Annotated in this window: 13 protein-coding genes; 6 read left to right on the plus strand and 7 right to left on the minus strand. The window is 38.5% G+C overall.

Annotated elements, in window-relative coordinates:
* Positions 1–255: 255 nt before the first annotated feature.
* The 5 genes from RCZ04_RS05155 to RCZ04_RS05175 are packed head-to-tail and all read left to right on the plus strand — an operon-like array spanning position 256 to position 5,509.
* Positions 256–3,108: a DEAD/DEAH box helicase gene (locus tag RCZ04_RS05155; RefSeq protein WP_460484891.1), complete on the plus strand. Its 2,853-nt coding sequence runs from the start codon at positions 256–258 to the stop codon at positions 3,106–3,108.
* 55 nt (positions 3,109–3,163) lie between these two features.
* Entirely contained in the window at positions 3,164–3,451 is a 288-nt protein-coding gene (locus RCZ04_RS05160) for a hypothetical protein (RefSeq protein ID WP_460484892.1), read from the plus strand.
* 17 nt (positions 3,452–3,468) lie between these two features.
* Positions 3,469–3,693, plus strand: a complete 225-nt coding sequence (locus RCZ04_RS05165) for a hypothetical protein (protein WP_460484893.1) — start codon at positions 3,469–3,471, stop codon at positions 3,691–3,693.
* 15 nt (positions 3,694–3,708) lie between these two features.
* Positions 3,709–4,218: a DUF4252 domain-containing protein gene (locus tag RCZ04_RS05170; RefSeq protein ID WP_460484894.1), complete on the plus strand. Its 510-nt coding sequence runs from the start codon at positions 3,709–3,711 to the stop codon at positions 4,216–4,218.
* Between the two features lie 7 nt (positions 4,219–4,225).
* Entirely contained in the window at positions 4,226–5,509 is a 1,284-nt protein-coding gene (locus RCZ04_RS05175) for a dihydrolipoamide acetyltransferase family protein (protein WP_460484895.1), read from the plus strand.
* 101 nt (positions 5,510–5,610) lie between these two features.
* Here the strand turns inward: RCZ04_RS05175 and ftsZ are convergent, their stop codons facing one another.
* The 7 genes from ftsZ to RCZ04_RS05210 form a co-directional block, all read right to left on the minus strand.
* The gene (ftsZ, locus tag RCZ04_RS05180; protein WP_460484896.1) at positions 5,611–7,392 is read right to left on the minus strand and encodes a cell division protein FtsZ; all 1,782 of its coding nucleotides are present in this window, start codon (positions 7,390–7,392) and stop codon (positions 5,611–5,613) included.
* Between the two features lie 29 nt (positions 7,393–7,421).
* Positions 7,422–8,861, minus strand: a complete 1,440-nt coding sequence (gene ftsA, locus RCZ04_RS05185; RefSeq protein WP_460484897.1) for a cell division protein FtsA — start codon at positions 8,859–8,861, stop codon at positions 7,422–7,424.
* Positions 8,862–9,122: 261 nt separating this feature from the next.
* A complete protein-coding gene (gene kdsB / locus RCZ04_RS05190; protein ID WP_460484898.1) occupies positions 9,123–9,860 on the minus strand; it encodes a 3-deoxy-manno-octulosonate cytidylyltransferase in 738 nt (245 codons plus the stop codon).
* A 2-nt stretch (positions 9,861–9,862) separates the two neighbouring features.
* The gene (locus tag RCZ04_RS05195) at positions 9,863–10,306 is read right to left on the minus strand and encodes a DUF6790 family protein (RefSeq protein ID WP_460484899.1); all 444 of its coding nucleotides are present in this window, start codon (positions 10,304–10,306) and stop codon (positions 9,863–9,865) included.
* 79 nt (positions 10,307–10,385) lie between these two features.
* The gene (accC, locus tag RCZ04_RS05200; protein ID WP_460484900.1) at positions 10,386–11,738 is read right to left on the minus strand and encodes an acetyl-CoA carboxylase biotin carboxylase subunit; all 1,353 of its coding nucleotides are present in this window, start codon (positions 11,736–11,738) and stop codon (positions 10,386–10,388) included.
* 10 nt (positions 11,739–11,748) lie between these two features.
* A complete protein-coding gene (accB, locus tag RCZ04_RS05205; protein WP_460484901.1) occupies positions 11,749–12,252 on the minus strand; it encodes an acetyl-CoA carboxylase biotin carboxyl carrier protein in 504 nt (167 codons plus the stop codon).
* Between the two features lie 32 nt (positions 12,253–12,284).
* Positions 12,285–13,295, minus strand: coding sequence for a beta-ketoacyl-ACP synthase III (locus tag RCZ04_RS05210; protein ID WP_460484902.1), 1,011 nt, complete (start codon positions 13,293–13,295; stop codon positions 12,285–12,287).
* A gap of 915 nt (positions 13,296–14,210) precedes the next feature.
* Here RCZ04_RS05210 and RCZ04_RS05215 point away from each other — a divergent pair.
* Positions 14,211–14,534 carry a hypothetical protein gene (locus tag RCZ04_RS05215; RefSeq protein ID WP_460484903.1) on the plus strand — a complete coding sequence of 108 codons (324 nt, stop codon included), beginning with the start codon at positions 14,211–14,213 and terminating at the stop codon, positions 14,532–14,534.
* The last annotated feature ends 65 nt before the right edge of the window (positions 14,535–14,599 follow it).

A 14,599-nucleotide genomic window follows, 5' to 3' on the forward strand; every position in this document is an offset into this window, starting at 1 on the left:
GGCAGATAAAGAAGAGACGAACAAAAGACCAAAGTAACCTCCCCCTATTCACTTACTCCGCTCTCGCGGACAACCTCCAAAGGGGGAACTGTAGCGACGCAAAGATGATGATAAGGTAATTGTAAAGTATTAGTTAGTAGGTGTTTTTTGTATGATTGTTGATAAAAAGAGGGTGGTCAGTTTTTTTATTCCTGTAAAAATACCGTACCTTTGCAGACTAAATACAAAACCTTACAGCAGTTAGATTATTGAGTTATGTTTTTATTTTTTGATTTTAGCTTTCACCCTACTATAGAAATAGTCTTGCCTAATGCTTATTTGGCTGAAAAACAAAACGGGTACACCTCGTTTTACAAAAAAGCGACAGCGGAAGTATTACATAGTTTAGCTGATTTTCAGTTGTCGGAAGAGGAAAAGAAGGCTTTAAGTATCGTAAATAGTCTGCAACCTAATATTCTGCATCAAAAATATCTTAAAAAAGGTGATAGTTTTGAAGAAATATACAAAAATATTCAAATAAAAAAGCATATTGAGCAACAAATAGAAGAAAAAACAGCTGAATTACTGTCTATAATTGCAGAAAACAATCTGTTTATTACTACTAACTACACTCATAAGGACGATATCAGTAAGAAAATATTGCAAGTAAGTACAAATATAATTGAACCTTTATTAGAATTTACCAAAACTGAAGGAGGCATTAGTTACCGGTTATTGTTGCAAAATGGTGATGAAAAACTACTGCCTTGTGGAAGCCAAATTGAACTGCTGAACAATGCATACGCTTGGATTGTGCTAAAAAAGCAAGTGGTGAGAGTAGCTCACATCAAAGCTTCACACTTAAAACCTTTTCTGAACAAAGAAGCTACCTTTATCCCTGAAAAAACCTTTCCTGAATACTTTGAGAAATTCCTCAAAAAGGTACTAAGAAATGCACAGGTAGAAGCTAAAGGCTTCGATATTATCACACAAAATGAATTAAAGGGGTGTGAATTGGATATATTGTACGATTTCTTTGCCAATCATTATAAAATATACTTACATTTTGACTATAATGGTTATGTTTTTGACAGTAATCAAGCGAAAAACAACCAATCTGAGTTAGAAATAAGTGAAAATAACGACATTAAAATACATAATTATCAACGGAATAAAGAAGAAGAAGCTAAAAAGTATCAGTTTTTAGAACAGTTAGGTTTTGTGAATGACGGAGGTACTTTTTCCATCAAAAGTGAAGACCCTTTTGCTTCGTATTTTCATCTGTTACACTGCAAAAAAGAATTGGAAGCAGCAGGATTTAGCTTTCATACTTTCAGCATAGAAAGTGGAAAAGAGATAAGCAGACACTTACCTGAGCTTATTTTTGCAGAAACAAATAGTGAAAACGATTGGTTTGACCTCAATATAAGGGTAAAACAAGGAGAAAATAGCTTTCATTTTAAAGATTTAATCAAGAATTTAAAAGAAAACAACCCTATTTACTTACTTTCTGACGGAAAAGCGTTCATTATCCCTCAAGAATGGTTTAGTAAGTTCAGTAGTATTGCCAAATACGCGCAAGTTAGGCAGGAAAAACTACAAATTGCGAAGAGTAACTACGCGCTTTTGGAAGCAGTACCCGAGATAAAACCTCAGAACTTAGTAGAAAAGGTGAGCTACACCCCCTCCCCTAACCTACGAGCGACCTTGCGTCCGTATCAAATAGAGGGTGTTGAGTGGCTTTTGCAACACTATTACAACGGCGTAGGGGCGTGTCTTGCTGATGATATGGGACTTGGTAAAACATTGCAAACCATTGCTTTATTGGTAGCTATACACGATGCCTTGCCTGAAAAAGCTATTGAAACTATCGACCTTTTTTCGGGGATAGAAAAGAGTAAGGAGGCTTTAAAAGTGCTGGTTATTCTGCCTTCATCGCTTATTTTTAACTGGTATGACGAGACTAAACGGTTTGCTCCACATTTTAAATGTACGCAATACGTGGGGGCTGACCGAAAAGTAAAAGCCAAGCGCTTAGGCAATTACGATGTGGTTTTTACCAGTTACCCCATAGTGGAACGCGATGTAGAACTCTTTCAGAAGTATGAGTTTAGGTACATTATTTTGGACGAGAGCCAACGCATTAAAAACAAGAACTCTAAAACGTTCAAGGCAATACACACCCTAAAAGCGAGTCACCGCATCGCATTGAGTGGGACACCTATTGAGAACTCACTCAGTGATTTATGGTCACAAATGCAGTTTATCAATCCGAATATACTGAAAAGTTATGCTTCGTTTTACAAAAACTATGAAGTAGAAATCAGCAAAAAGAAGAACACACAAGCCTTAGAGGAGTTAAAGACCATTATCAGTCCGTTTTTACTAAGGCGAACAAAGGAGCAAGTGCTTGACGATTTGCCAGAAATGGAAGAGCAAATTATCTACTGTCCTATGACTGAAGCCCAAAGCAAGTGGTATGAAACAGAAAAATCGAAGGTGCGCAATCAGCTTTTGCAGATTAATGAGCCCATCACTGAATTTAACACCCTGAATATGCTAATGAGGCTAAGAAAAATAAGCTTGCACCCTAAATTAGTGGATAAAGAGAGTAAAATTGCATCAGGAAAGTACGGAGAAGTGACAGAATATATGGAAGAACTGCTACAATCGTCAAGAAAAGCACTTATATTTAGCAGTTTTGTGAGTCATTTAGCACTTTATGAAGAGTGGTGTAACAAAAAAGGGATAAAATATGCCAAACTAACGGGCGAAACGCCTTCGTTTGAGCGGAAAAATCAAGTAGAAATGTTTCAGAACAACCCTAATATACCGTTCTTTTTCATTTCGCTAAAAGCAGGTGAAGTAGGCTTAAATCTCACGCAAGCCTCTTATGTTTTGTTATTAGACCCGTGGTGGAATCCGTTTTCAGAAAAACAAGCTATTGGGAGGGCACACCGCATAGGACAACAAAATAAAGTGAACGTAATACGCTTTGTGAGCAAGGATACTATTGAGGAAAAAATCATCAGATTACAGAAAAGTAAAACAGAACTTTCCGAAAACATAATCGATGAAAATCACATCATTAAGGAAGTAATGGCACAAATAGATAACTTATTGGAATAATTTTTGTGCAATATTTTATTGTTAGTTATGAATTATTTTATACCTTTGCATCATTATGAAGATTAGATTATTTAAATTACCAAAAAACAAGCGCTTTAACTATACCCCTCGTTATTACGAAGGGAAAGAAGAAGGTAACCCTTTTGAGATGGGATCACGCATACGCAGAGACCGTGAAACAGTGACGAACCATTTCACGGAAGAATGGCGCGCTATCCGCAATGAGAGTCGGAACCGAAAGAACGCAGGGGTAAACAAGACTTTTTGGATAGTGCTATTGGTATTGGTACTAATCGCTCTTTACTTTCTTGACTTCGATTTATCAATATTCAGAAGGCATTAACAAAGTTACAACAAAAGATGAAAAAAACTATTACAATTTGTGTACTCATAGCAGTAGCGATAGGATTAGGCACTGCTTATTGGTTAAAACAGCAACGGGAATGCAAAGAGGCTGAGTACAACTATCAGGTAATAAGAAAAGGGCTTTTGATACTCTCAGAGGAATACAATAAAGGCGCTGAGAAAGTGCAATACCTCAGAGAATATGAAGAGACTAAAAATAAAATCGTTAAAGAACATTAACAACATATTGTTACTATGAAGATAAAGAAAATATTAATGCTATCTGCTTTTTGGGTGAGCATAACCGTTAGCGGACAAACAGCTTTTGACAAACTGGAGGCTAATAAAGATATCAGCACTGTGGTAGTATCGCAGAAGATGTTTCAGATGCTCTCAAAAATTGATAGTAAAGATGCTGAAGCTAAAGAGTTTATGGAGGTTGCTAATAAGCTGAAAGGAATGAAGATATTCACTACTGAAAGCAAGACAGCTGCCGGACTGATGAAAACGGAAGCACAAGAATATCTTAAAACCGCTGGACTATCCGAATTAATGCGAGTAAAAGACAAAGCTCAGAATGTGAAATTCTACACCAAAGGAGGAAAAGATGCTACTCACGTATCGGAACTGCTAATGCTTGTAGAACCTACCGAGACTTCAAAACAAACTATTGTATTATCGCTTACAGGTGATATAGACCTTAATAAGATAAGCGTATTAACCAAAAATATGAACCTCCCACAAGAGGTAAAAGAAATAAAATAGCAGGAAAATGGGAAGATATGAAGTAACATTACCCTCATTGGGTGAAAGTGTAGCAGAAGCCACTGTTACCAATTGGCTAAAAAAAGTAGGCGACCCTGTGGAAGCCGAAGAAAGTATTGTGGAAGTAGCTACGGATAAAGTAGATAGTGAAGTCCCTACTGAAGTATCGGGCGTACTGGTTGAAATCAAGTTTCAAGTGGACGAGGTAGTGAAAGTAGGTGAAGTATTAGCCGTTATTGAGACCGAAGAAGAGATTGGTAATCAAGAAGAAACTTTTGATACTGTAGAACAATCGGTTGACAATTTAGAAAAAGATATTGCTAACATACAGCAAACTACCTTAGCTCAACCACAAGTAGACTTCAGCAAAACAGAGCGTTTTTACTCGCCTTTGGTAAAGAATATCGCTAAGAAAGAAGGTATTAGCCTAAGCGAGTTAGACAGTATCAGAGGTACGGGGTTAAACGACCGTGTAACCAAGAGCGACATTCTCGACTATCTAACGCATAGAACACAAGGAAAAATAAAGTCTTCAGCTACTTTTGGAGCTACTCCTGCGGATAACAGAGTTTACATCAAACACGGTGAAGAACGAATTGAGATGAGCCGTATGGGTAAACTCATTGCCGAGCATATGCTAAAAAGCAAACTTACTTCAGCACACGTACAAAGTTTTATTGAGGTAGATGTAACGCGCATATGGAAATGGCGTAACAAAGTGAAAAAAGCATTTGAAGAACGTGAAGGAGAGAAATTCACTTTTACACCTATCTTTATGGAAGTGGTTGCCAAAGCACTTGTTGATTTCCCTATGATGAATATTTCGGTAGAAGGAGATAAAATTATCAAGAAGAAAAATATCAATATAGGAATGGCTACTGCACTATCAGACGGTAACTTAATTGTTCCTGTTATAAAGAACGCTGATGAGCTCAGTTTAAGAGGTATGGCAAAAGTAGTAAATGACCTTGCTAATAGAGCTCGCAATAATGCTCTCAAGCCTGATGAAGTGAAAGATGGCACTTATACAGTAACCAATATAGGTTCATTTGGCACTTTGTTTGGTACTCCTATTATCAATCAGCCAGAAGTAGGAATCTTAGCTATAGGAGCAATTCAAAAAGTTCCTGCTGTAATTGAAACTCCAGAAGGAGATACAATAGGCATTCGCTATAAACTAATGCTTTCTCATAGTTATGACCATCGTGTTGTAAATGGAGCCTTAGGAGGAATGTTTGTGCAACGCGTAGCTAAATATCTTGAAGAGTGGGATATGAATAGAGTATTGTAAGGCTAATTAAAATAGTAATTATATAGAAAGACGGGAAGTTTAAAATTAAACTTCCCGTCTTTTATTGAAATATGGTTTTTCTCATAGATGAGTCTATAAAACTAATCTACATTATCGTGCAAATAAGAATTGTTTTTTCTTATTTGCATTTCGCCTGCGCTATCTTTACCCATAGAGGTACGTGATTGATTATTACTTCCAAACTTGTAGTTGTAATCTTGCAAGCGGTTAGAACGAGAGCGTTTCATTACATCTGAAATTCTACTATCAATAGGGTTCAGTGAAGACTCTATATCCTCTTCTTCAGCAAACATATCTAATTGACCTGAAGAAGCAGAAGTTTTAGGCTTAGCTTCTTCCTCTTTTTTATAAAGGACAAACTCATTTGAGTTTTTATCTTCTGTAAAAGAATTAGGTTTTGCTTCTCTAAAAGTTCTTTCAAGCTCTGTATAGTCTTCTAAAGTATAACGTATTTCTCCTTCTTGATTTACAACAGGAGGTATTTTTCGGCGTTCTACTTGAGGCACTTCTTTATGAATATCCTCGCTCAATTGGTGAATGATTGGAGCCTCTTTTTTAGGTTCTTCTTGTTTTACTGATGTTGGTTGCTGAGTCTGTACTTCAATTTTCTTTTCAATAGTTTGATAACTATTAATTTTAGGAATAGACTTATCCACTATCACAAACTCATCATTTACGGCTGTAACCACCTCACAGTCTACCCAGATATTAAATAAATCTGATATTGAAGGCTCTTTTTTTATTTCAGGGATTGAAGAAATGGGAAAAGTGTTATTCACAGCATTGACCACAGTACCTTTAGGCTCTGTTAAATCACGTGTAGCTGTTTGATTTTCCTCAAGAATATGAATTACCTTTTTAGTTTCGGCATTCACTATTTCTTGTTGCTGATCAGCATCAAATCCTGTGGCAATAACTATCACAGAGATAGCTTCCCCTAATGATTCATCTTCACCTATCCCATAGATAAGGTCAGCCATATTATCACCTGCTTGTTCTTGAATAAAACTACTTATTTCAGTAACTTCGCGCTGAGTAGCTTCTTTCTTACCATAAGTAATCAAAAGAAGAGCATTTTTAGCTCCAGCAATCTTATTGTCATTTAGCAAAGGAGAATTTAAAGCAGCTGCAACTGCTTCATAAGCTCTATTATCACCTTCAGCTGATGCTGAGCCCATAATAGCTGTACCCCCGTTTTCAAGTACGGTACGGGCATCTCGTAAGTCAATATTTACAAGGTAGTGTTTACTGATTACCTCAGCCATACCTTTAGCCCCTTTCAATAATATCTCATTGGCTTTACCATAGCTCTCCTTAATACTTAAATCACCGTATATTTCATTGATTTTATTATTATTAATAACAATAAGAGAGTCTACACATTCACGTAGTTTTTTAATACCTGCTTGCGCTTGTCGACTACGTTTTAAGCCTTCGTAATTAAATGGAGTGGTTACAATCGCAACGGTAAGAATACCCATATCCTTAGCTTGTTTAGCTATTACGGGCACTGCTCCAGTACCTGTACCGCCTCCCATACCCGCAGTGATAAACACCATTTGGGTATTCCCTTCCAAAGTACGTTGAATATCCTCAATACTTTCAAGAGCCGCTTTTTCTCCAATATCAGGGTTAGCTCCTGCTCCTAATCCTTCTGTAAGGGTAACTCCTAACTGAATTTTATTAGGGATAGGACTGTTTTCCAATGCTTGTGCATCTGTATTGCAGACCACATAATCTACCCCTTTTATACCTTCGTTGTGCATAAAATTTACGGCGTTGCACCCTCCGCCTCCTACGCCAATAACTTTGATATAGTTACTAATATTCTTTGGCAAATCAAATTGAATGTCCGAATTCATATCAAAAAATCATAATTATTTGTTTCTACTTAATCTTCACTATCTAAGAAGTCTTTTAGTTTTTCATTCAACTTACTCCACCAACCTCTACTTATTCTATGTGCTCCTGCTTCATCTTCCTCTTCCTTATCGCTAAAAACGTTTATTTTTGGTGAATCTACTATTGTGATAGGTTGTTTGTCAAGTTCTGAAGCCTGCGAATCTGTTGGTAAAGTCTCTACCACCAATCCCATTCTACTCTCCATTGCCTCTTCAGCACGTTCTTGAGCTCTTACTTCCTCAAAGCGTTTCTTAAATTGCTCTTCAGCTTCATTATCAATAGCGCTCATCACAAGACCTATAGCGGTAGAGTAAATAGGTGAAGTAAGTTTAGGGTCAGAATTTCCTGCCAAGTGCTCATTAGGGTAACCTATACGGGTATCCATTCCTGTAATGTATTCTACCAGCTGAACAATATGTTTCAGTTGGCTTCCTCCTCCTGTCAATACTATCCCCGCAAAAAGCTTCTTCTTAGTCTCTTCGTGTCCGTAATTCTTAATCACGTTAAATACCAAGTTGATAATCTCACTTACCCTTGCGTGAATAATTTTAGAAAGATTTTTAAGTGTTATTTCTTTAGGTTCCTTCCCTTTTATACCAGGTATTGATACTATCTCATTATCTCGGTTCTCTCCTGGCCAAGCTGAACCAAACTCTACTTTCAGCATCTCGGCTTGACGTGTGAGTATGCCACAACCTTCTTTGATGTCATCAGTAATAATATTTCCTCCTAAAGGTACTACGGCGGTATGACGAATAATACCATCCTTAAAGATAGCCACATCAGTAGTACCTCCTCCTATATCCACCAATACTACTCCTGCATCTTTTTCCTCTTCGCTTAACACAGCATTAGCAGAAGCAATCGGTTCCAAGGTAAGACCTATAGGCTTTAGATGTGCCATCTCCACACAGCGAGTAATCCCTTTTATAGCGCTTACTTGCCCAATAACTAAGTGAAAAGTAGCATCTAAACGCGTCCCCATCATACCGATAGGTTCTTTTATATCTCCCACATTATCCACCTTATAATCTTGTGGCAATGCGTGAATAATCTTTTGCCCTGGCGAAAGTGCTATAGAGAACACCTGTTCTTTCAAGCGCTCTAAATCTTCAAAGTCTATAAGTTGTTCAGGGTCTGTACGGGTAATATAATCACTATGTGAACGACTGATTATGTTTTGTCCTGCGATACCTGCTACTACGTTCTCAATCTCCAATCCTGTTTTTTCTTTGGCATCTTGAATGGCATCCATAATCGATTGAGTAGTTTTCGCTATATTAGTCACTACTCCCTTATTAATGCCTTCACTTTTAGATTGCCCATAACCTAAAATCTGAATCTTCCCGTATTCGTTTTTGGCTCCTACCATAGTTACAATCTTGGTAGTCCCGATATCTAACCCTACGTAATACTTGTTATATTTCATTTTTTACATAAACAACTATATTAGATATATAGCCGATAATTTTTTGTTTAATTCGTTATTATATTTCTAAAAATTAGGCGTCTCTATTCCTGCCTTTGCACTCTTTTAGACGTAGCAAAGATATAGAAAAAAAGAAACTTTACAGCATTTTCTCATCAATAAGTTATTAACTTTTTTACAACTTACTGATAATCAATATTAATAAATTACTAAAATTCTACTTCATCTCCCTCTATTTTAGCATTTTTCTCCCTGTTTTTATCACTTTTGTGTAGCCATTCGCTTACGTGCTCTCTCTAAATCTTCGGGAGTATCAATCCCTATGGTAGGGATATTGGTTAGTGCCAATCGTATTTTAAACCCATTTTCCAAATAGCGCAATTGCTCCAATTTTTCAGTCTCTTCTAACAATGATGGTGGCAACTGTGTGAACTGTTGTAAGGCTTCCTTACGATAGGCGTAAATACCTATGTGCTTATAATAAGGCACATCGGTGTTAGGGTCGCGTGGGAAAGGTATAAAACTCCTCGAAAAATACAATGCTTCACCAAATTTATTCACTACAACCTTCACATTATTCGGGTTTGCAATATCTTCTGGGTCAGTAATTCGTTCCATCAAGCTGGCTACTGCTATGCTTTTATCTGTGTCATTAGCGAAAATATCAATTACTTTTTGTAAGTTCTCTTTATCGGTAAAAGGCTCATCTCCTTGCACATTTACAATGATGTCTACCTCCAAATCTTTAGAGGCTTCCGCCAAGCGGTCGCTACCGCTGTTATGCTCCTTCTTACTCCGAATTACTTTCCCTCCTACCTCTCGTATCACCTTTTCAATACGGTCATCATCGGTTACCACATACACTTCATCAAACAAGTGGGTATCAGCCACCCTTTGGTAAGTGTGTACTATCACAGGCTTGCCACAAAGGTCTTGCATCAGTTTCGCAGGAAAGCGCGTCGCACCATAACGGGCAGGTATCATTGCTATGAGTTTCATATCTAATTCAGTATAAACAATATTAATAACGTCAAGGGCATTAGCAAATCAGGAAGGATAATCCATACATTGCCTTTGTTAAAATTGTGTTTTCGCTTCATTTCAGCAATGTGTAACAAGGCTGCTCCTATCAAGAATACACTAAACGGAATAGCGGTTGCCAACCAAAATCCATCCCGAAACCAATGGCATAATATTCCACTAATGCCTATTCCTAAGGATACAAAACCCAATTCTTTTTGAAAACCGTTAGATATCCAGCCTATGGTTTTAGCTACTCTCTCACTGAGTACTGAGTGCCCTACAAAGTTAAACAACCCAAAAAAGCCTACTCCATATACCAAATGGGCATACAATGCCGTATATACAAAACTCTCATTAAAAGAAAAGTTATACAACACAACAGCTACTACCCAGCAGATAAGGTACGCTATAAGATATATCATAATATTGTAACTACATAAAAGGGACTATCCTTCCATTGAGTTAGACAGTCCCTTTCTTTATATAATCATTTCTATTCCATTATTCTGCCACTTGTGGTTTCATCTGGAAGTCCTCCATAAACTTAGTAGTGTAATTCCCTGCTAAATAATCGGGGTCATCCATTAGTTGCAAGTGGAACGGAATGGTGGTTTTCACACCTTCTACTACAAATTCGTCCAAAGCGCGTTTCATCTTCGCTATCGCTTCTTCACGGGTTTGCGCTGTAGTGATGAGCTTCGCAATCATCGAGTCATAGTTAGGCGGAATCACATAACCACTGTACACGTGTGTATCAAGGCGTACCCCGTGACCTCCCGGTGCGTGCAGGGTAGTAATCTTACCTGGCGACGGACGGAAGTCGTTATAAGGGTCTTCAGCATTGATACGGCATTCGATAGCGTGCAGTTTAGGCGTGTAGTTCTTGCCTGAGATAGGCACTCCCGCTGCTACTAATATTTGCTCACGAATAAGGTCGTAATCTATCACTTGCTCGGTGATAGGGTGTTCTACTTGTATACGGGTATTCATCTCCATAAAGTAGAAATTACGGTCTTTATCCACCAAGAACTCTACAGTTCCTGCCCCTTCGTACTTGATATACTCAGCAGCTTTTACAGCCGCTTCTCCCATACGCTTGCGAAGGTCGTCCGTCATAAAAGGCGACGGTGTTTCTTCAGTAAGTTTTTGGTGGCGACGTTGTATTGAGCAATCGCGTTCAGAAAGGTGACAAGCCTTGCCGTACTGGTCGCCTACAATTTGAATCTCGATGTGACGTGGGTCTACAATGAGTTTTTCCATATACATCGCATCGTTACCAAAGGCAGCACCTGCTTCTTGCATCGCACTGTTAAGGGCTTTTTCGAGGTCTTCCTCTTTCCACACATCGCGCATCCCGCGACCACCGCCACCTGCAGTAGCTTTCAGCATTACAGGATAGCCTATTTCTTTGGCTATTTGCTTAGCGTGTTCCAAGTCGCGTACCAATCCGTCAGAACCTGGTACGGTAGGCACACCCGCTTCTTTCATAGTAGCTTTGGCGGTAGCCTTATCACCCATTTTCTCAATCATTTCGGGTGAGGCTCCTATGAATTTAATGCCGTGTTCAGCGCAAATTTTAGAGAATTTCGCATTTTCCGAAAGGAAACCATAGCCTGGGTGTATCGCATCGGCATTGGTAATTTCGGCAGCGGCTATAATATTAGGTATTTTTAAGTATGAATCTTTGCTGGGTGGAGGTCCTATGCACACAGCTTCATCGGCAAAACGCACGTGCAAGCTGTCGGCATCGGCAGTAGAGTATACGGCTACCGATTTGATACCCATCTCGCGACACGTACGTATCACGCGTAAGGCTATTTCTCCACGGTTGGCTATCAATATCTTTTTAAACATATTACTTAGTTTATGATGGGTCAACTAAATACAATGGTTGGTCAAACTCTACAGGTGAAGAATCATCAACCAATATCTTAACTATCTTACCAGAAACTTCTGATTCTATTTCGTTGAAGAGTTTCATCGCCTCAATAATGCAAATTACACTACCTTTAGAGATGGTTGAACCTACTTCCACAAATAGCGGCTTGTCTGGACCAGGGCGACGGTAAAAAGTACCAATCATCGGCGATTTGATAGTGATGTATTTGCTATCGTCATCGGCAGGTGTTGCAGGTTTGCTGTCGGTAGGTTCAGTTGCAGGAAGCTGTTGTACAGGCACTTGCTGTTGCAAAGGCAACTGGGGTAGCTGCTGTGCTACAGGCAATTGTTGTACAAACACTTGTTCTTTGCCACTTTCATCAGGGTTCGTTTTAATGGTGATTTTTACATCTTCCATTTCCAATTTCACTTCGCTTGCCCCCGACTTGGCAACAAACTTAATTAAATTTTGAATGTCTCTTAAATCCATACGTATATTGTGTTTTTCTCAATGGTTGTTCTTTATTTGTGATAGAGGGCTCCGTCATAAGCCCATTTGAGGTAAACAGCTCCCCAAGTGAAACCTCCTCCAAAGGCTGCTAATACTATGTTATCACCTTTTTTGAGTTGTGCTTCATAATCACTGAGAGCTAAAATAATAGTTGCCGAAGTAGTATTACCGTATTTATGAATGTTAAGCATCACCTTCTCTGGTGATAAGCCCATACGCTCAGCAGTAGCATCAATAATGCGTTTATTCGCTTGGTGAGGCGTAAGCCATTGCACATCGTTTGAGGTCAAACCGTTACGTTTAATAAGCTCTTCTGCTACATCAGCCATTCCCGTAACCGCATATTTAAACACCGTTTTACCATCTTGGAATACAAAATGATCTTTGTTGGCAACAGTTTCAGCCGTGGTCGGACAAAGAGAGCCCCCTGCTTTTATATACAGATAGTTGCGCCCAACACCGTCACTCTTTAACAGTTCATCTTGCACGCCCATACCTTCGTAGTTAGGTTCAAAGAGCGCAGCCCCTCCCCCATCGCCAAAGATAATGCAAGTAGCACGGTCAGTATAATCAATAATAGACGACATTTTATCGGCACCCACCAAGAGTACTTTTTTATACCTTCCTGATTCTATGTATTTAGCAGCTACCGAAACCCCAAATAAGAAGCTCGAACAAGCAGCTTGCAAATCAAATGAAAAAGCATTTACAGCCCCTATTTGCGAAGCTACATAAGGTCCCGTAAGGGCTACAGGCATATCAGGGGTAGCAGTCGCTAAGATTACTAAGTCAATTTCTTTAGGGTCGAGACCTGTTTTGCGAATGAGGTCTTTAGCGGCTTCAATACCTAAAAAGGAAGAACCTTTATTAGGGTCTTTGAGTATGCGTCTTTCTTTGATGCCGGTACGGGTGTAAATCCACTCGTCGTTAGTATCTACCATTTTTTCTAACATCTCATTAGTCAGAACATCTTCAGGTACATACCCTCCAACAGCCGTAATGGCAGCGGTTATTTTCTCCATTGTAATTCTCTAAATTAATTCTTATATAACTCACATAGTGATTATTAACTCCAACAGGTAGTTTTTTTACAAAGCCCACTACATAAATTTGGGCAAAAGTACATAATATTTTTGATTTAGCACCAATATGTAAAGAGTTTTTTTACTAAATATCCTTCTAAAAGCTTATTTTTAATGATGCAAAATTTTTGCAACCAAATAAAATCCTAATAAAATAAAACCTTAAACTATTGTGAAATACCCTACCTCCACCCCTTACCTCAATTTCATTTACTCATCATTCGTTTATGTATGAACTTCTCCAAAGTTACCTGTAAACTTTGCCAAAGTTTGAAACTTGGGCAAAGTTGAAAATCCACTAATAACCTTCTTTTCATCTCTACCTCAACTTCAACTCACCTTCATTTTTTGTTCGTTCTCTGTTCGTCTTTCCTTCGTTCTTTCTTCGTCTTTTGTTCGTTCATCCTTCGTCTTTTGTTCGTCATTCCCCCATTCATTCTTTATCTACTTGCCTGTCGTGCTACGACTGCCCGTGCGGCTCGCACCGTCTTTTGTTCGTCGTTCCTCCATTCATTCTTTGCTTACCCGCCTGTCGTGCTACGACCTCGCACCGTCTTTGCGTCGCTACAGTTCCCCCTTTGGAGGGGGTTAGGGGGAGGTTATCTTCATTTTTTGTTCGTTCTTCCTTCGTTCTTCCTTCGTCTTTTGTTCGTCTTTTGTTCGTCATTCCCCATTCATTCTTTGCTTACCCGCCTGCCGTGCTACGACCTCGCACCGTCTTTTGTAGTGCATCTCCTCATTGATTTGGCATTATTAGTATTTCTGGCATTTTTGGTATTAATGAGTATTATTGGCATTTTTTGCATTATGGTATTAATTTGTATCTTTGCAAAGTAATTATAAACTTCTGTACCGATGAAAATATTGTACGGGGTTGCTATTGTTGGAATTATACTGTTAGGCATAGCCCATTCAGCACTTAGTTTCAAGAAATACAACCAACTTTCAGCAGAAGCCTTTTGGTTTTTCAGTGCCGGCTTAGCTCTTATCTTCGCTGGCATAGCCAATGGCTTACATTATCAGTTACAACTGCCTATCACCTTTCGTTATGTACTTGTTATAAACGTGCTTTTAGTACTCTTTACAGCACTTTTAGCTGTAAAAGTACCTGCTCCTACTACTATTTCAGTAGCGATTTTTTCAGCACTACTTTGTATAGCAACTTTATTAAACCAATAGATAGGCGAGTTTTTGTATTCATAACTTTGTTATGATAAGTTCAATAAAAAAAGAGCTGTTCATTG

The organism is Capnocytophaga sp. HP1101, assembly GCF_054772415.1.